Source organism: Siminovitchia fortis (assembly GCF_007681465.1).
Classification (GTDB): domain Bacteria; phylum Bacillota; class Bacilli; order Bacillales; family Bacillaceae_C; genus Siminovitchia; species Siminovitchia fortis.
Genome location: NZ_VEKZ01000054.1, coordinates 1 through 18,838 on the forward strand (window position 1 = coordinate 1; position 18,838 = coordinate 18,838).

Sequence of the window (18,838 nt, forward strand, 5' to 3'; positions counted from 1 at the left end):
TGGCAAAAATTCGCGAAGATTTATAAATTGAATATTCCAACTACATTTATGCAATGCTAGTGATCCGACAACTATTGATAGTCCAGATAGATTATAACATCAAATTTCGACAGAGTGACTTTACAATCAGCTTTCATTATTGTTTCAAACATGTTACAAATATTTCCTTTATACCCATACAGCGGCTGCCCACCGGGAAATGAACAGAAATCCGCTATTTTGCCCCTTTCCCTTCAACTTGTTACTCGGGTGTTTTGGTTTCAAAAGAATTGTGGGCAAATTGACAATAAAAAAACCTGGAACTAGGCGTTAATACGATTGCTCCAGGTTTTTTCTATTCCTTTTTTCTTGCATATGTTTGGTGTGGGCGCTTCCCCATTCGTGCATCACATTCAAGACAGGCTGAAGGCTTTTGCCGTACTCGGAAATCGAATATTCCACTTTTGGCGGTACTTGTGGATATACCACTCTGTCGATAATATCTTCCGTTTCCAATTCTCTCAACTGTTTCGTCAGCATTTTTTGCGTGATGTCCGGCATTAATCTCTTCAATTCACTGAATCGCAAAGTTCCTTCATTGAACAGATGCAGTAAAATAATCGGTTTCCATTTTCCCACTAAAATACTTAAAGCTTCGTCAACTTTACAGAACTCTGTTTTCATCTTTTTAGCAGCCCCTTAATTAGTATCTTTTTATATACTATGCCACTTGTAAGTGCGTACTATTTATTTTAATTTATATGCTCTATAATATACTTGGATTTTCAAAAAATCATCACCATTCACATAAGGAGCTGTACATCATGAGAATTAAAGTTAAAGCAATCATCGGGAGCACAAGCTCCACTTCATATAACTTGAAGCTGGTTGAATATATGAAAAGCCGTTATGCGGACCAACTGGACATCACACCTGTATTCATTAATGAACTTGAGATGTTTTCAGTTGATTTGGAAAGCAATGTACCAGCCAATGTCAAGGAGTTTAAAGATAATGTAAAAGATTCAGATGCTGTTTTATTTGCAGTTCCTGAATATAATTTCTCCATTCCCGGCGCTTTAAAAAATGCGATTGACTGGTTGTCACGCGGCGGAGATTTCACGATCAAAGACAAGCCCGCTTTTATCATTGGTTCTTCCATGGGAGTGTTGGGCAGTGTACGTGCACAGATCCACTTGAGGGAAATCCTTTCAAACCCGGCCCTGTCACCTGTTTTATTGCCGGGCAATGAAGTGTATATCGGATCGGTTCATGAAAAACTAAACGAAGCCGGAGAACTCATTGACCAAGGTACGATCGGCTTCTTGGATCAGGTTGTCCATAATTTCATAGAATTTTATCATAAAAATAAAGCGGCCGCTCTTGTTTAAGAAACAGGAGTTTAAAATAAAAAACGGACCAGCCCTTGATCTGGTCCGTTTTTTTCGATAAACATGTCATTATACATCCTTTGGGCCTTATAAAATCGGTGGGGCAGAAATCTCTTTGAGATGACCGGTTAAGCTCGGATTTTTGGATAATTTAACAATAATCTTAATTTCGACTTGAACAAAAGATTAAGCATTAATAGTTTTTAATGCGATAAGTATCATCGCTTCTCCCTGAAAGGACTGAATTTGATTATTTTCCATTTCAATTGAGAAAAAATTGATAACTTCTCTGGGTGAGGCTATCATGTAGTTATTTAATTCCTCTTTGTCTTTGGAAGAAAGGTTCATTGTTCTGCACCATTCATCAAATACAAAGCGCTTCTTAAAGGTACGAAACAGTTGAATAGAAAATCCTTTTTCCTCTATCCAGGAAATCCATTCTGATTTTTTATATGCCCGGTAATGACTGGGGTCTCTCTTTTTTTCAACCTTATTATAAAATTGGTCAAAACCATCTAATTCCGGTGATACATTATCGACTAAGATGAACATACCCCCGTCGGTTAGAACCCGAAATGATTCACCGATAAACCGTTTAACATTCGGAAAGTGGTGGGGAGCCACTCTGCATGTAACCACATCATAACTTTTGTCCCCAAACGGTAAATCTTCGGCATCTCCTTGTACAAACACAACGTTATCATGTCCATTTGACTCAATAAATTCCTCAGCCTGGGCCAACATTTTTGGAGTTAAGTCTAGAGCTGTGACAGTCTTAAACAAAGGGGCCAATGCATTTGCCACGTGACCGCCGCCTGTCGCGACATCAAGCAAAACCTTATTTTTCCCACCCTTTACTACTTCCCTAATGAAATCAAGGTCTTTCCCCTTGGCATGGATTTGACTTATAACATAGTTCCTAGCATTGGATCCGAATTGATTAATAACCATTTTTTTGTTATCCATTTTATCACCTCCACTTTCAGTATTCATCACGATTGCAAAAACTCCTGTCAAAAGACAGGAATTCATATAATTAGTTACCTTTACAGTAAAAAAGCTTCCCGCAAATATAAATATCTGTGAGAAGCTTGAAAGCTGCTTATTTTTTATAGCAGTGCCTAAGGAATGTTTGCATGCAGGTATCGCCAATTTTAAAGAGGAAAGTCTATTTTTTCTTTTCCGCTCCTGTATTGGAAAAAATAATTTTTCCATCAAAAACCGTTAATTGAACCTTTGCGTCCGGTATTTCCTCAGCAGGTATTTCAAACAAATTCCGGTCCAATACAACGATATCCGCAAGCTTCCCCTCTTCCAACGTACCCAATTCCTGCTCTCTGAATGCGCCGTAGGCGGACCCGGCAGTATAGGCTTTTAATGCGTCGGCAAGGGTGATGCGCTCGTGTGGATGCCACACTTCTTTCCCGCTGCTGTCAATTCTCGTAACCGCCCGATGGATTTGCACAAGCGGATCCAGCACATCAATGGGGAAATCTGTCCCGAACGCCAGATTTGCGCCGGTTTCTTGCAGTGTATGAATCGGGAATACATATTTCTCCCGCTCCGGGCCAATTCGGTCGGTATAGACACCGCGCTCTGACATGGCGAAGTGATCCGGCTGCATCGATACTGTGACACCGAGCTCTTTGAAACGGGAAATGTCATCAGGATGAATCACTTCCACATGCTCGACGGAATGGCGCGAATCGCGCTTGCCGTTGGTCTTTTGTGCTTCCTCGTAAGCATCGAGGGCTAGACGAATCGCTCCATCGCCAATTGCATGGAAGCGGATGCTGAAACCTTCTTTATCCGCATCAACAACCCATTTTTTGATCGTATCAGCAGGGAAGGATGTCTCTCCACGTGTTTCCGGTTGATCTGCATAAGGTTCGAGCAAGTAAGCCGTTCGAGCGGTAATGACCCCATCGATAAACTGTTTCAAACCTGACATACGGAGTTTATCCGATTGATACGTATCCCGTAATTTTTTGGCGCGTTCCAGATCACCGTTTAATGCAGGCCATACATGAATCCGTGTCGTCAATTCTTCTTTATCTTCAAATTCCTTGAAAAGCTCATAATCATAAAGCATTTCCATGGATTCTGTTGCAAATAAGTCATGGACAGAGGTGATCCCTAAACTTGCAGCATGAGTGGAGAAATCCTTAAAGAGTTCTCTCTTTTGTTCTTTAGTAAAATCATACGCATGCCGGATCACCGCATCCATTGCTTTTTCATATAAAATACCATTTGGTTCTCCGTTTTCATCTCTTCCAATTATGCCGTAGGGAGGATTCTCCGTATGGCGAGTGATATTGGCAATCTCCAGTGCTTTCGAATTGACCCATACATAATGTCCTTCCGCATGATACAGAAGGGCTGGACGGTCCGGAAGTATGCGATCCAATGAATGGCGGGTCGGCAATTCTTGAGTGTCCCAGTACCCCGCATCCCATGTAGAACCGATGATCCAGGGTGCTTCTGGCCGTGATTCGGCAAATTCACGAATGATCTCCAACGCTTCTTCCTCTGATCGGGCAGGGAATAAATCGGCGCTGTTCATCGTAACTGCTCCATCCATCAGGTGAAGGTGGAAATCGTGAAATCCTGGCATAATCAATTCGTCATGAAATTGATGGATTTTCGTATTCTCGCCTATATAAGGCTTAATCTCCTCATCGGAACCAACCGCTACTATTTTATTATCTTTAATTGCTATGGACGCTGGCTCCGGTTGGTTTGAAAGCCCTGTAAAAACAGCATTGCTTGAAAGTACCATATCCGCTGATTGTTGACTCATTTCTCATCAATCCTCTCAATATTAGATTAATTTGCTTCTTCAAAAGAAAGTTCCGGGGGCGGTTGTCTAAACATTTTTGTAAGGTATAACAGGTATAAGAATCCAAGCGTAAGCCAACTTCCTCCCAGCATCAGCGAATGGATGTCCAACATGACCATAATTGAACCCGTAAGTAAAGCACCAATCAATGGAATAATAAAATATCGAATGGTTCCCATAATGGATCTCTGTTTTTTTCGGAAGAAATAGAGAGCGATCACCGAAATATTTACCATCGTAAAAGCAAATAATGCACCAAAATTGATAAGAGATACAGCAGTCGTAAGACTTAAGAATAGAGAGCTTAAAGCAATGGCTCCAATAATGATTATGTTAAAGACAGGTGTGCGATATTTAGGTGAAAGATATCCAAATATTTTTGTGGGAAGGACACCTTCACGTCCCATTGCATATAGAACACGAGAAGCGCTTGCTCCTGACGCGACAGCTGACGAAAATCCTGCCATGATTCCTTCAGCAAGAACATAACTTGTCAAAAGGTTGCCCCCGATAAACATGGCAATTTCCATATAGGCAGCTTCCGGATTATTAAATGATTGGTATTCCGGCCAAATAAGCTGTAAGAAATACGAACCAATAATATAATATACTCCGCCAATGATTGTAACGAGATAAATAGCTCTTGGCAGATTCTTTCGAGGGTTTTTCGTTTCTTCAGAGAGTGTCGTTACCGCATCAAACCCTAAAAAGGAAAAGCATAAAATCGGAATTACCGACATGAAATTAGACGCTTCCACATTTGAATCAATAAACGGGAAGATGGAAAGCAGTGTCCCTGCACCTTGACCGTTTAGAAGCCCCTTAATTGAGAAGACAACGAATAGCGTCAGCGTACAGAATTGCAGGACCAAAAGAGCTGTATTAAATTTTGCCGCTACTGTTATGCCAAGTATATTGATAATAGTAACTATAATGATAAAGAGAATGATCCAAATCCATATAGGGATTGAAGGGAAATAGGCCTTCATTGCTATTCCTAACAGTAAAGCACTAATCATTGGACTGAACACATAATCCAGTATGATTGTCCAACCTACGAGAAAACCCACGTGAGGGTTTAGAGACTTTTGTGTAAATGTATAGGCCGCACCTGCATTCGGGAAGGCTTTCACCATTTGCGCATAGCTGTAGGCCGTAAATAACATAACGATTAAGGCAACAAGATAAGCGGTTGCGACCATTCCATTCGTGATATCCGCGGCGACACCATATGTTGAAAACAAAGTTGTTGGCGCCATAAAGGCTAATCCAAAAAACACAACATATTTTAATGAAAGCGACCGTTTAAGGGTTGGTGTGTTTGTATCATTCATTTGTCATTCCCCCATGCTGCAATTTTCTATTGATGTTATCACCCGGAGTGCCGGTTATTATTTTGAAGGTACCTTAGCATGATCATAAACGACTTTCCCATCAACAATCGTCAACTGTACCTTTGTATCGGGTATTTCTTCCACAGGCATTTCAAAGAGGTTGCGTTCCAAGACAACGATATCCGCAAGCATGCCTGCTTCCAATGTCCCCAGCTCGTGTTCTCGGAATGTACCGTAGGCGGGGCCGGCTGTATAGGCTTTCAGCGCTTCGGCAAGTGTGATTCGCTCATGCGGATGCCATACCGTATCCCCACTGCTGTCGATTCTTGTTACCGCCCGATAAATTTGGAGAAGCGGATTCAGTACATCAATGGGGAAATCCGTTCCGAATGCCAAATTTGCTCCTGTTTCTTGCAATGTACGAATCGGAAAAACGTATTTTTCCCGTTCAGGGCCGATCCGGTCTGTGTAAACATCCCTTTCTGACATGGCAAAGTGATCAGGCTGCATGGAAACAGTGACACCAAGCTTTTTAAAACGGGGAATATCATCAGGATGAACCACTTCTACATGCTCCACAGAATGGCGGGAATCCCGCTTGCCGTTTGTCTTTTGTGCTTCTTCGTAGGCATCCAGTGCGAGACGGATCGCTCCATCCCCAATCGCGTGAAAGCGGATGCTGAATCCTTCTTTATCCGCATCGACAACCCATTTTTTGATCGTATCAGGAGGGAAGGACGTCTCTCCGCGTGTTTCCGGCTGATCCGCATAAGGCTCGAGTAAATAAGCCGTGCGAGGGGTTATGACACCATCGATAAATTGTTTCAGCCCCGACACCCGGAGTTTATCCGATTGATACGTATCCCTCAGTTGTTTGGCATGTTCCAGGTTGTCATTTAATACAGGCCATAAATGAATGCGTGTTGTCAATTCCTCTTTGTCTTCAAATTCTTTGAAAACATGAAGCGCTTCTATTGTTTTTAACCCATGCAAGTCATGGACGGCAGTTATCCCCAAGCTTGCAGCGTGTTTCAAGAAATTTGAGAACATCTCTCTTTTTTGTACATCTGAAAAATCAAATGCATGACGGATCACCGCATCCATTGCTCTTTCATATAAAATACCATTCGGTTCTCCATTTTCATCTTTACCAATTATGCCGTATGGAGGATTTTCCGTATGACGAGTGATATTGGCAATCTCCAGCGCTTTCGTATTCACCCATGCATAATGGCCTTCCGCGTGAAACATGAGTGCCGGGCGGTCAGGAAGGATACGGTCCAACGAGTGGCGGGTAGGCAGCTGCTGTGTATCCCAGTAACCCGCATCCCATGTAAATCCGATTACCCATTGGGTTTCCGGTTTTGATTCGGCAAACTCCCGAATCATTTTTACTGCTTCATCTTCCGAACGCACTGAGAACAGGTCGACACTATTCAGGGCAACCGCCCCCTGCATTATATGAAGGTGGAAGTCATGGAATCCCGGCATAATCAATTGATCTTTAAATTGATATATTTTCGTATGGCTGTCTGCATACTGTATAATTTCCTCTTTAGAACCAACCGCAATTATTTTGTTTCCCTTAATCGCGATTGAAGCGGATTCAGGTTGGTTGGAAAGTCCGGTAAAAATTTTATTGCCCGAAATAATTATTTCGGCTGATGCTTTATTCATCATCTGCCATTCCTTTCATTTTAATTGCATTTCCTTGAAGCAAAATTCCTTCAATGCAAGGAAGCGCTATCAACGATTTCTATGTATATATCATAAAGTCTCGTCTTACCCGAGAGTCAAGAAGAAAAGCGCAAGGCGTCCTCTTATCACAGTAAAAAAAGCACAAAAACACCCCCCGAAATGATAATGCTGTCATTTTGAGGGCTGTTTTTGGCTCACATGCTTTGAATAGGAATTTGTATTTCATAAAAAGCTTCGTCGTATTGGTCTGTCAAAGAAACATCAACCTGCATAATTCTAACGGCGTCGCCGGTTATGACATAGTTATAAGTATCGCAATAATCCAGCAGCTTTGTCAGCTTTGCCATCATCTTCTCTCTAACGATCCCACCATAGTAGGAGCATACATATAATCCTTTTTCTAACTTTTGAGTCGGCTTCTCTGATTTTTCATCCTCCACAAGGATAAATAATTTCGATTGATATTTGCTGAGGTTCTGGGAAAAATCAGAAGTTTGGCGTATTTCATCAAAATATTCCTTCTTGATAAAATCACCAAATTTATTGCTTGCTATAACCGGTATGATTCCACCGGCCATTTTTTCGAGTTCCAAGAATCCAAGATAAAGGTTTTCCTTATCATCCCAATTTACAGGTCTATCCAGCTGAATATATTCCCTTTCCTCAAATTGTCGGATTATAATATCCGAATCCCTGTAACTATCGCTGAAATATTGAATATTATTTATCCGGTTCTTCAAAATATCATGTACATTTTGCAGTTCTTTTATTTTTTCCTGGATATTGTCCATTGATTTTTGAAGTAATTGAACTGATTTTTTAACATTGCGATTGGTTAGAAACTGCTTGATTTCATCTAAGGAAAAACCGATTTTCCTTAATTCTTTTATCGTACCGAGAACTTCATATTGATAGATGGAATAATATCGATAGCCAGTTTTAGGGTCAATATGATATGGCTTTAGCAGGCCAATTTTATCGTAATGACGCAACGTATCTACCGTTACGTTTCTCAGCTTGGCCATTTCTCCTATACTCAACTTTTTTTGCATTGCTTTTTCCCCTTTTAATTGATTAGCGATAAAGTGAAACTTCAATCAGTGGGGGTTTTCTTCATCCCCCACTGATTGTTAAATGAACGAATCGGGCTTTTACGGGCAGTTGATTTCCCACCTAATCTACTCCGATTCCTCTAGAGTTTTGAGGTGGGAGTCTTACTGCCCGTTAATGCGGGATAAAAATAAAGATCCCAACGGAAAATGTTGCAACCAATACGATAAAAGGCTATCACAGATAGCTTAGAAAAGTAACTGAAACGAAAACAGCTTATCCAACTGATGAGTCCCTAAAGAAGATTATCTATTTGGCTACAATGGATCTCCCAAAAAGCAAACAAAAAAGAGGAACACATTGTCCCTCCCTTTTTGGCAGAATCCCATTAGGTGCCCGGGTTGCTCCAAGCATTGCCCTATCCCCCAATGGGCAAGAGCTTGTTAGAAGTATTGCCCCAGCTGCTGAAAGAAAATTCCAATTGTACAAATTAATTTAGACTCCGTGGAGGGAAAAGCGCCCGATTCTTTAACAAATGGATTCCCTTCAATCATTCCCGATTTTATTATTTTGATTGTATAATGCTTCCATTCCTTTTCCTATTTCTTCGATAAAAGACTCTTCTTCCGGTGTTAAAAAAGTAGGAAATTGAAAATTTATCACATCTGACTCCATTAACTCTTGGGCTTTTTCAAGTTGCTCTGCCAGTTCTTCTTTATCATCGACATGCCTTGTTGCCATTTCAGTCAGTTTTATTAGAATATCAAAAGCTTCAGGTGATTGCGGTGAAGCACCTTCTTTCATCAGCTTTTTTAGAGAAGCCAGCCATTCCAACATTTCTGCGTCAAGCTGTTGGCGATGTTTTTTCGAAAGAGAAAAGAATTGATTAGCTGTCTCATCATCTGAAAAGTATTCTTTCACCCATTCCTTCTGATCTTCTTCGTGTTCTATCTGAAAAAGCAAAGAGCTTAAGACTGGCCATGTAACTAGTTTTTCTTCGTTCATTAAGCGTTGCACATGTTCTACTGCTTCAATGGCTCGATTTAATTCGTCTCTCTTTTTTGTCAGAAGCTTATGTTGCAGAGGTAAAGACTTTTCCAATTGGTTAAATGCATTTGTATCATTCCCGATTAGATTTTTGATTTCCTGCAAAGAGTACCCTAAAAATTTTAATGACTGAATTTGTTGCAGTTTCGCCAGCTCCGCTAATCCATACAATCTATGGCCGGAGCTATTTTTCCGCGATGGTACGAGTAATCCTAATTCCTCATAAAACCGTAATGTTCTTACTGTTATCCTTGCTCTTCTTCCAAACTCTCCAATTGTAAACATTGGTTCATTACTTTCCATAAAGCCACCCCTCCGTACTGATCATAATTTTAGATTAGCATATGACGTAACGGAGGGAGCAAGCCGGAAAACGATACACCGGAGTTCTGCAATACATACACCCTGTCATTTCCAGACACTCTTTCGTTCCGACCGCTTGACAAACTTCCCGGACATCGCTTTGACCCGCGCTTTTAACAATAGCTTTCTGCCTTCCACATTTCTTGTGAAAATGGCGCATGCCCGTCCGATTTTCTTTTCCCACTTCTTTACAAAAAGCTCCACATACTCCTTTTTGCGCCCAATTTCATCTGGGATGGCGTGGTAATCATGGCGGACAACCCTCTTATTCCCCGACGTCCGGTGAAGGATATATCTGGGATTTTCTATAGGATCAAGAAACTGCTGCAGGGATTGCAAAAATAGCTTTTGTTCGTAGGGTGTCCCTCTTTCAAGGGAACAACTGATCATGCCGTTTGGCAATTCCTCCGCCACTACTTTATTTTGATCCGGCGGTGTTTCGATGCTGCCGATCTCATACAGGACTTCATAAATGATCCGGCCTGCGGTTTGTAAACTTGATTCGATCGTTGCATTATCGGCCAAAATCCGGACAGCCTTCCACCAATAAGGTGCAGAAAATATGACTCCCGCAGCAAAGGCAATACCCAGCATTGGCAACAGGTTGTCAGACCCTCTATTAGCGGTTGCCACGGCGGCTTCGTACAATGTGCCTATGATGATAGATGCCGTGATGATCTGCAACGTTCTCAATGTATGCTGGTATAAAAATGGTCTCGGAACAGAGTCCCTTCCCACATCCACTTGTTCCCTTTTCTTTTCACCCAGATTGGTCGCTTTCTGCCACCTTTCAAATAAAGCCGACTTGTTCGTTGCCCGCTTCATCATGAGATGATTGACCTTCTTTGTTTTTTTGGTTGAATATGGCGGCGACGGAAACCTAAGGCGCTCTATCCCCGAAACGATAATCGGAAATTCCTCATCCAATCCGCTCAATGATTTAAACCGCCTGTTCAATGAGGTATAATCGTATCCTCCATCAAACGTGATTGGATCAACACATACCAGGTGCCAAATATTGGCGCATTTTTGAGGATCGGACTTGTCCGATCGGATTGCCCTCCCCCTCATTTGATTGGTCAACATGAATGATCCGACATAGGAGGCCAAAACGAGCGTGTTTACGCTGGGCGCATCCCACCCTTCCCCCAGCAGAGCTGTCGTGCCCACAAGCGTATCAATGTGTCCTTCTGAAAAGATGGCCGTGATGACTTTGACAGCCTCTTGCCTGGACACCCCTGTAACAATCACTTCGCTATATGTCGGATCGATCTGCAATGGCTGTGCCGAAAAATCCAAGCCGAATGAATGCAATTGGGGGACTGCTTGGGTTGGAATGATCACGATCGATCCGGTTAGAACACCGAGCCGGCAACGATTTTTCAATTGCCTTCTCAGGGTTTCAAAAATTGGAATGACACCCAGCCGATTGAGGGTTTTCAGATCTTGATCCGCTTTTGGCAAGTCGTCTTTATAGATATAGTCAGCCAGCACAACGAGCCGGAGTCCATCCCCTTGCGCTTGCTTTTCAAACGAAACGATGTCCGTTATGCTTTGCAGCTTCGAAGCACTTTGCAATAAAGTCCGCTCCATCGCTTTCGTTGCTGTCAAACGGACATTCCTCCGGTCAAGCGCCCCGATTCCGGATAACCTTTTTCTGATGCTTTTTGCCGGCTCGTTTTTCACAACCACATGTGGATCGCGATAGAGGAGCCCGCCAAGCAATTCTTCCATCCACTCTACGGTAAACGCCGGCAAGTCTGTAAGTTTTTCTTCCATTTGTTGAAAAGGCGATTGCCAACGGTCGCTGCCAACCTCTTTTAAAAATAAAATAATGGAAATAAAATACCCATAATTCGCCAATTTCTCTTCGATATATTCTTCCGATTCAATCCATGGATGATTTTCCAGGAGCCTTACCAACTCTTCATTTTCTTTCAGCTCTTGGATAAACTGCGTTACTTCATCGCGATATGTACGGATCGGCCCCTCTTCCTTCGGGGTGGGAACGGACATCCAAACATAGTCCTGGTGGGGACACAGATCGCCTTCCCTGACCAATGCTGCAATATCGATTTCCTCATCAATGGGCCCGCACAATTCAATATATTTATCCCATTCTGCCGAATTTACATCGTATGGCGGCGTGGCAGTCAATGCAACGACTGCCGGATGATCCAACTGATCACGAAACTTCATAGTCGTTTTCCACCAGCTTGTTCTCAGATGATGCGCTTCGTCCAGGATCAGCGTTTGAAAATTTTGCCGAAGCAGCTTTTCCAATGCCTCATCTTTCACAGAAGCCTCAATTTCATTCTGTTCCCGTTCGAAATCATCCAGATCCGAATCGCTGCCTGCCTCTTTTTCCTTGCTGTCCAATAAAGCATGCAGCCCTTGATAAGTGGTCACCGTCACAAAAGCCGGATTCCTCAAATCCGTCGAAATCCATTCAGGCTGCTCCGGCTTTTGCAGGAACAGCTCCGTAAAGCGATCGACCCACTGATTTCGAATGGCAAGTGTCGGGGACACAATGAGCGTCGGTTTATTCAACCGCAGCATGACCTCCAGGCCAAGTACCGTTTTTCCTGACCCCGGCGGAGCAACAAGATGTAAATGATCGTTTTCCAAATGTGTTTCCAGATGTTCCAATACCTCGCGTTGATAACTGCGCCACGGATAACAAAATTTAATCCCTCCGGGAAATTGCTTCATTTTCTTCACCAACCTAAGTGCAATCTGCTGCCTATCATTTTAGCAAATATGGAAAGTCCGTTCATGGACACAGATTTCCATACGTATATTACTATTATTATAGATTCTCCGGCATTTCAACAACTCTATGACTGCATCCGGTTGATCCAAGTGGATATAATGACCGGCATCCTTGACAACGATATGTTTGCATTTTTCACGCGCTAGATTCTCTTGACTAAAACGCCTGTGATAATAACTGAATTATTTTATGAAAAGATTCACGACGCCTTGTGACGGTGGTTTATCTCAACAATGTGGCTTTTATAGGGGCTAATCCCTATTAGGGAAAAGCCCCGGATTGTGGAATAAAGAGGGTTTATTCGTGTATTCATTCTGAATCACCAATGCAATTATCATAAAATAAATACCGAAATCAGTAAACTGATTGTAAAGAAACCAAATGCAATCTGTATGACTATGTACATTGTGAGTTCAGAGGCTGAAAGTTTTCTTTGCTTTCTGGTTCTATCCAAATGCCGTAAATAAAAAGCTGAACTAAAGATAAGCAATACGCTTGCCATTACCCTTAAAACCTCAACAAAAATGGCGATGTATATCAACTCCTTCCCCGACAATGCAGCGCTATAATTTGGACTTCAATAAACCGGGCCTTGAAAACAAAAGTGGGCAAAAATTCTTCACTTCACCTCTAACCATAACGCTTTTCCATTTAAAAAATATCTGTCAAATTCATCTGAAAACCATCGAAAAATTTGGAAGTAATGAGGCCAGTACTCGTTTTTACGAACAACTGGCATTCATCCCGGTATTTCAATGCCGGGATGAATGCCAGCGGCATAGATTCAAATAAAGATCCGTAAAACCATTTGGATCGCAAATAACGCTGATGTCAGAGATGACAATTTTCGTTCCTTCTATGTTTTCATTTTTCAATTCGATGTCAAAGGGAGCAGAAAAAGCTTCACACGGACTTCCCTCAAAGAAATTCCCAAATCCACGGTAAATTTTTCCGGATACCCGTTGATGTTTCGTTCAAGGTGATGGGGATATGTAAATAAATCTATCGATATACTCGCATAATGCATCATTATTTTCACGGATTTTCCAATAATCTTCCAATGAGAATGTGCCCTGTGATATAAATGCATGCCAATCCCCTCTCAAATCACCTATCCTTTCCGTTAGTATACCATTTATTCAAAAGGTTTGATCATATTCCAACAGCGTTGCTCCACAACCGGGCGCCCGGTTTTCGGAAGAAAATCCCAATTTCCGCCAATTATAAAAGCCAAGCACCATTCATTTATGTCAATGGTCTTGGCTCCTTTTGAAATTCTCTTATTTGTTGTAAGTTAAGGATATGTCAGCTAGCACCGGGAAATGATCACTTGGAAATTGGCCATTCTTCTGATAGTTAACAATCTCAATCTCATTAGATGTAAGGTTTCCTTTCCCGAGAATCCAGTCAATGCGTTTATCAGGTCCTTCACCAGTAGGATCATGAAAACCATTAAATGTTCCTAAGTCTTCATTAATTCTTGTCTCAGCTGTTTCCCATAAATCATCAAACTCTCCATCACTTGTTAAAATTTGATGTGGGAGACTGTCTGGTTCAGCATTGAAATCACCTGTTAAAATAACCGGTAACTCCGGATCAAATTTTTTTGTTAATTTAAGAATTAACTCTGCACTTTTTTTTCTTGCCTTGGCGGATTGATGGTCAAAGTGTGTATTGACGAAATAGAACTGTTTATTGCTTTTTTTATCAAGAAACTTTGCCCAGGCAACCATTCTTGGAATTTTATTTCCCCATGTTTTTGAACCAATTACTTTGGGTGTGTCGGATAACCAAAAATGGTCATACTCCTGTACGCTGTATTCTTTTTCTTTATAAAAAATAGCAGAGTATCCTCTGCGATTTCCGCCAACCCAATGATAATCAGGTAAATTATCTTTTAAATCTTGCAGTTGCGAATGTGACACTTCTTGTGCCCCAATGATATCAGGCTTCCCCATGTTAATCAGTCTTCTAATTGCAGGAACCCTTTCATTCCAAGTGTGCGGCGAGGAATCATTGTTATTTTTGAATCTAAGATTAAAAGTCATCGCTTTTACATCAATCGTCTTCCATTGGTTTTTGTTTTCTGCAGCAAACACTGGTGAAGTCCCCGGGAACAAACCACTTAGGATAATGAGTATACCGGCTGCCACTAACAAATGGGATTTCAAAACTTTCTTCAATCTAAATCCTCCTCGTTAAATTATGTGACTGAAGGAAAGCGAACAATTTTTCCATTAATGGGTAGTTAGCCAGGGAATAACTAATGTACTAAATGATAAAACCTTTCTTTTATCCATCATCAGAACCCCCGCATAATATAATGTGTCATTTATTATCTCTTTTGTTCGAAAGTCTTATTCGAATAAATGGCCCTGAAATGAAAATGGGCGCTATCCTTTGTTTAAGGGTAGCGCCCAGTATTATGCTATTTCTCCCTAAGCAGGCATTTTTCTCCAGTTCCCAATCTTCACTTGTTAACACATCTATATATGGTCAAACTAAAAAAAACCGCTCATCCTTCAAAAGAAGTAAGCGGGTTTTAAGCGTTCTATAACTCAATCCGATGTCGTCAGGGACGCCTGAACTTCCGGACTGATTTTCGGTAAAGGATAATTAATTCTTTCATCAAACTCCACCCAGTCAAGATTAGCCATCATAAGCAGGTAACGTTTGCCGCTATCCGGGTCGCTGATGATGATGTGGTCACGACCAGCCGTTTCTACGCGCCCGTGATACACCATTGCATTCCATTTGTTGTTGCCTTGATAAGTAAAATAGAATGTACCTACCTTACCTTTGTTGAAGCGTAATATATTTTCGATAAATGATTCTTCCACCGCACCCGCCAGAATTTGCTGCGCGGTCCCAATAGGGACCACCGGGGCGGCATACGCGGGGCCTGAAGGCATGGCCATCGGATAGCCGGCAGGTTGTGTGCGATTGGTCCGCATCATGGGAGCAGGATAAAAACCAGGATAATAATTCATTGGATAATAACCAGAGTCTCCACAAGTCATGGGAAGATCAGCTCCTTATTAATTTATCTATAAAACTCTGGGCAATAGCCCGATACCCCGACATAGAAGCAATGATTCTTGTGCGCAAAATCGAACTTCGTCATGGGGGATCTAGGCATCGTTTCAGGACAAGGTGCCCGAAACGTTTTCCCTGGACTGGGATTAAAAAACCACAAATTCATTCTTGCACGAGGTTCCCTATAACCGTGTAACAGATCCCTAGCCCTCTGAAGGTCAGCTTCTGTGGGACGTTGTGTATACAATGTTCCATTTAAGACAGGCTCGAAGTGAGGAATTTCGGTGCCAGGTATGGTTTGATAGATCGCATGTCGGATATTGCGCAGCCCTTTGAAGTCAGGAGCACAGTCAGCCTCGACGCGATTAGCCACAACCGTTCCTACCATGTTCATCCCTTGAACACCTTCACCGACTGCTTCCGACAGCATAAGCCTTGCTAACTCCTCCACGTCACGTTCAGTATGCTTTATTCGCCTACCCATTTTCTCACCACCTTCGGCTTATACAAGTAACTTATTACCTGAAGCTGAATTTGGTAACTTGCCTATCAGCCCAATTACTTTGGTTCCGAAAGGTGATATTAGGACATACGTTTGCCCGTTTTCCCCAAAAGGCGAACATTGCACTTAAAGACTGGCCGAAGCTGGAGTAGGATTGGAACAGATCATGGACGGGTTGGGACACACTGACAATAGCACGACTAAAAACGTATAGCTTCATGTTACGTAAGAAAAGCGCAAGCGCCCGTTTAGCGACGTACAAACTGGAGCACTCCGCAATGAGATAAAGGAAACACGGCGAGGTACGAGCCGATGTTGACTTATCGTAGTGCACTGAGCCACTTCCTCGAATAAACATCCACGCAGAAAAAGCGAAGCTTTTTCGAGGAAAGGAGTGTGAAGTTTGCTAGTCGCTGGGCGCTGGAGCTGGACAAAGAAAGGCTTCTTTTGAAAAAATTTTCATATCAGCTTATACTTTTTACTTAAATAAATGAAAAAAGAGGCCTCTCAAAAGTTTGCTCAACTTATGAGAAGCCCCCGTTAAAATCCTCTATGTTAGGCATTTTATTTTCATCTTACTCAAAAACCCAGTCATATTAAGGGTTGAGCGGCGTTATTACATCATGCCGCCCATGCCGCCGCCCATGTCAGGCATGCCCATGCCGCCGCCGGCGTTTTCTTCCGGCTTGTCAGCTACAACAGCTTCTGTTGTAAGGAGCATAGCCGCTACGGAAGCAGCGTTTTGAAGCGCATAGCGGGTAACTTTTGTCGGGTCGACGATACCAGCGTCGATCATGTTTACCCACTCGCCGTTTGCAGCGTTGAATCCGATGCCGACTTCTTCTTTTTTCAAGCGGTCAACGATTACGGATCCTTCAAGGCCAGCGTTTTGGGCGATTTGACGTACTGGCTCTTCGAGAGCACGAAGTACGATTCTGACACCTGTAGCCACGTCATCTTCACCTTGGATTTCAGCCACTTTGTTGTAGACGTTCACAAGGGCTGTTCCACCACCGGAAACAATTCCTTCTTCAACAGCCGCACGAGTAGCGTTCAATGCGTCTTCGATGCGGAGTTTGCGCTCTTTCAGCTCAGTTTCGGTTGCAGCACCGACTTTGATGACCGCTACGCCGCCAGCAAGCTTAGCCAAGCGCTCTTGAAGTTTTTCTTTGTCGAATTCGGAAGTTGTTTCTTCCAGCTGCGCACGGATTTGGTTTACGCGGCTTGAGATGTTTGCGGAATCTCCGGCACCTTCAACGATTGTTGTATTTTCTTTGGATACAACAACTTTAGCAGCGCGTCCAAGTGATTGGATAGAAGCTGTTTTAAGGTCAAGTCCGAGATCTTCAGTGATGACTTCCCCGCCAGTCAAGATGGCAATATCTTCAAGCATCGCTTTGCGGCGATCGCCAAATCCTGGAGCTTTAACAGCAACTGCGTTGAATGTTCCGCGAAGTTTGTTCACAACAAGTGTAGCCAATGCTTCCCCTTCAACATCTTCAGCAATGATCAACAAAGGTTTGCTTTGCTGAACGACTTGCTCAAGAAGCGGAAGAACTTCCTGGATGTTTGTAATCTTCTTGTCAGTGATCAAGATATACGGATTTTCAAGAACAGCTTCCATTTTATCGGAATCTGTTACCATGTAAGGAGATGCATATCCGCGGTCGAATTGCATACCTTCCACAACGTCAAGCTCAGTTGTGAATCCTTTTGATTCTTCAACCGTAATGACGCCGTCGTTTCCAACGCGCTCCATTGCTTCAGCGATAAGCTGTCCTACTTCTTCGTCGCCGGAAGAGATGGAAGCAACTTGGGCAATGGACTCTTTGTCTTCGATTTGTTTAGAGATGTTGTGAAGCTCTTCAACTGCAGTCGCAACCGCTTTTTCAATTCCTTTGCGGACTCCTACAGGGTTCGCACCTGCAGTTACGTTTTTCAAGCCTTCTTGAATCATTGCTTGAGCAAGAACTGTAGCAGTAGTCGTACCGTCACCGGCTACGTCGTTCGTTTTGCTTGCAACTTCAGAAACAAGCTTTGCACCCATGTTTTCGAACGCATCTTCAAGCTCGATTTCCTTAGCGATTGTTACACCGTCATTTGTGATGAGCGGAGAACCAAATTTTTTCTCAAGTACAACGTTGCGCCCTTTTGGCCCAAGAGTAACTTTTACCGCATCAGCCAATTGGTCAACACCGCGGAGCAAGGCACGGCGTGCTTCTTCGTTAAACTTAATGTCTTTAGCCATTTATAATATCCTCCCTATCGTGTTTTAATTAAATTCTCTCATATAAAAAACGTTTTTTTATTAGCCGATAACAGCCAATATGTCAGACTCACGTAAAATTAAATATTCCGTACCTTGGTATTTCACTTCTGTACCAGCGTACTTAGAGAAGATGATGCTGTCGCCTTCGGATACTTCAGGTGCAACACGCTCGCCGCTGTCGAGTACACGCCCTGTTCCAACAGCAACTACTTTCCCTTCCTGCGGCTTTTCCTTCGCGGAATCCGGAAGAACGATGCCGCTCGCAGTTTTCTCCTCCGACTCCACCAGTTCAATAACTACGCGATCCCCAAGTGGTTTTAACAAGTGAAACAACCTCCTTAAAGTATATGTAGATTTTTATTAGCACTCTGACTGCCCGAGTGCTAACACAAGTATTATATTAAATAATTTGTTTTCCATTTGCAAGCGTTAACCGCTTATTTTTTAAAAAAGTTTCTTCAAAATTCGAGTTTGCCTGGATAGGCAAATTGTCATTCGATTTTTGGCCCAATAAATTATTGCACACAAATAACCGCTACTTTAATCCTTCCGGGGCC

At 42.5% G+C, this 18,838-nt stretch carries 14 protein-coding genes; 1 reads left to right on the top strand and 13 read right to left on the bottom strand.

Going from position 1 to position 18,838, the window contains the following annotated elements; translation table 11 throughout:
• Nucleotides 1-309 precede the first annotated feature (309 nt).
• Nucleotides 310-663, bottom strand: coding sequence for a winged helix-turn-helix transcriptional regulator (locus FS666_RS15000; RefSeq protein ID WP_144463539.1), 354 nt, complete (start codon nt 661-663; stop codon nt 310-312).
• Nucleotides 664-803: 140 nt separating this feature from the next.
• Between FS666_RS15000 and FS666_RS15005 the strand changes: the two genes are divergently transcribed.
• Nucleotides 804-1,370: an NADPH-dependent FMN reductase gene (locus FS666_RS15005; protein WP_144463538.1), complete on the top strand. Its 567-nt coding sequence runs from the start codon at nt 804-806 to the stop codon at nt 1,368-1,370.
• Nucleotides 1,371-1,556: 186 nt separating this feature from the next.
• Here the strand turns inward: FS666_RS15005 and FS666_RS15010 are convergent, their stop codons facing one another.
• From FS666_RS15010 to groES, 12 genes are all read right to left on the bottom strand, one after another.
• The gene (locus FS666_RS15010; RefSeq protein WP_144463542.1) at nt 1,557-2,336 is read right to left on the bottom strand and encodes a class I SAM-dependent methyltransferase; all 780 of its coding nucleotides are present in this window, start codon (nt 2,334-2,336) and stop codon (nt 1,557-1,559) included.
• A gap of 202 nt (nt 2,337-2,538) precedes the next feature.
• Complete coding sequence (locus FS666_RS15015; protein WP_144463537.1) at nt 2,539-4,170, bottom strand: amidohydrolase; 1,632 nt, start codon at nt 4,168-4,170, stop codon at nt 2,539-2,541.
• A 26-nt stretch (nt 4,171-4,196) separates the two neighbouring features.
• Nucleotides 4,197-5,543, bottom strand: coding sequence for an APC family permease (locus tag FS666_RS15020; RefSeq protein WP_144463536.1), 1,347 nt, complete (start codon nt 5,541-5,543; stop codon nt 4,197-4,199).
• Between the two features lie 57 nt (nt 5,544-5,600).
• Complete coding sequence (locus FS666_RS15025) at nt 5,601-7,220, bottom strand: amidohydrolase (RefSeq protein ID WP_144463541.1); 1,620 nt, start codon at nt 7,218-7,220, stop codon at nt 5,601-5,603.
• A gap of 215 nt (nt 7,221-7,435) precedes the next feature.
• Complete coding sequence (locus tag FS666_RS15030) at nt 7,436-8,293, bottom strand: MerR family transcriptional regulator (RefSeq protein WP_120073419.1); 858 nt, start codon at nt 8,291-8,293, stop codon at nt 7,436-7,438.
• A gap of 544 nt (nt 8,294-8,837) precedes the next feature.
• Entirely contained in the window at nt 8,838-9,641 is an 804-nt protein-coding gene (locus tag FS666_RS15035) for a MerR family transcriptional regulator (RefSeq protein WP_120073423.1), read from the bottom strand.
• Between the two features lie 105 nt (nt 9,642-9,746).
• Nucleotides 9,747-12,413, bottom strand: coding sequence for a DEAD/DEAH box helicase family protein (locus FS666_RS15040; RefSeq protein WP_144463535.1), 2,667 nt, complete (start codon nt 12,411-12,413; stop codon nt 9,747-9,749).
• A 1,341-nt stretch (nt 12,414-13,754) separates the two neighbouring features.
• On the bottom strand, nt 13,755-14,657 hold the full coding sequence (locus FS666_RS15050) for an endonuclease/exonuclease/phosphatase family protein (protein ID WP_144463534.1): 903 nt from the start codon (nt 14,655-14,657) through the stop codon (nt 13,755-13,757).
• Nucleotides 14,658-15,032: 375 nt separating this feature from the next.
• Complete coding sequence (gerQ, locus tag FS666_RS15055; RefSeq protein ID WP_144463533.1) at nt 15,033-15,494, bottom strand: spore coat protein GerQ; 462 nt, start codon at nt 15,492-15,494, stop codon at nt 15,033-15,035.
• 23 nt (nt 15,495-15,517) lie between these two features.
• Nucleotides 15,518-15,994: a cell wall hydrolase gene (locus FS666_RS15060; RefSeq protein ID WP_144463532.1), complete on the bottom strand. Its 477-nt coding sequence runs from the start codon at nt 15,992-15,994 to the stop codon at nt 15,518-15,520.
• A gap of 634 nt (nt 15,995-16,628) precedes the next feature.
• Nucleotides 16,629-18,260 carry a chaperonin GroEL gene (groL, locus tag FS666_RS15070; protein ID WP_120073435.1) on the bottom strand — a complete coding sequence of 544 codons (1,632 nt, stop codon included), beginning with the start codon at nt 18,258-18,260 and terminating at the stop codon, nt 16,629-16,631.
• A 60-nt stretch (nt 18,261-18,320) separates the two neighbouring features.
• Nucleotides 18,321-18,605, bottom strand: coding sequence for a co-chaperone GroES (gene groES, locus FS666_RS15075; protein ID WP_120073437.1), 285 nt, complete (start codon nt 18,603-18,605; stop codon nt 18,321-18,323).
• Between the last annotated feature and the right edge of the window lie 233 nt (nt 18,606-18,838).

What these genes read in the sequence shown, in the direction of transcription:
- FS666_RS15000 (WP_144463539.1), bottom strand. Translation starts at nt 663, where the DNA reads ATGAAAACAGAGTTCTGTAAAGTTGACGAAGCTTTAAGTATTTTAGTG.
- FS666_RS15005 (WP_144463538.1), top strand. Translation starts at nt 804, where the DNA reads ATGAGAATTAAAGTTAAAGCAATCATCGGGAGCACAAGCTCCACTTCA.
- FS666_RS15010 (WP_144463542.1), bottom strand. Translation starts at nt 2,336, where the DNA reads ATGGATAACAAAAAAATGGTTATTAATCAATTCGGATCCAATGCTAGG.
- FS666_RS15015 (WP_144463537.1), bottom strand. Translation starts at nt 4,170, where the DNA reads ATGAGTCAACAATCAGCGGATATGGTACTTTCAAGCAATGCTGTTTTT.
- FS666_RS15020 (WP_144463536.1), bottom strand. Translation starts at nt 5,543, where the DNA reads ATGAATGATACAAACACACCAACCCTTAAACGGTCGCTTTCATTAAAA.
- FS666_RS15025 (WP_144463541.1), bottom strand. Translation starts at nt 7,220, where the DNA reads ATGAATAAAGCATCAGCCGAAATAATTATTTCGGGCAATAAAATTTTT.
- FS666_RS15030 (WP_120073419.1), bottom strand. Translation starts at nt 8,293, where the DNA reads ATGCAAAAAAAGTTGAGTATAGGAGAAATGGCCAAGCTGAGAAACGTA.
- FS666_RS15035 (WP_120073423.1), bottom strand. Translation starts at nt 9,641, where the DNA reads ATGGAAAGTAATGAACCAATGTTTACAATTGGAGAGTTTGGAAGAAGA.
- FS666_RS15040 (WP_144463535.1), bottom strand. Translation starts at nt 12,413, where the DNA reads ATGAAGCAATTTCCCGGAGGGATTAAATTTTGTTATCCGTGGCGCAGT.
- gerQ (WP_144463533.1), bottom strand. Translation starts at nt 15,494, where the DNA reads ATGACTTGTGGAGACTCTGGTTATTATCCAATGAATTATTATCCTGGT.
- FS666_RS15060 (WP_144463532.1), bottom strand. Translation starts at nt 15,994, where the DNA reads ATGGGTAGGCGAATAAAGCATACTGAACGTGACGTGGAGGAGTTAGCA.
- groL (WP_120073435.1), bottom strand. Translation starts at nt 18,260, where the DNA reads ATGGCTAAAGACATTAAGTTTAACGAAGAAGCACGCCGTGCCTTGCTC.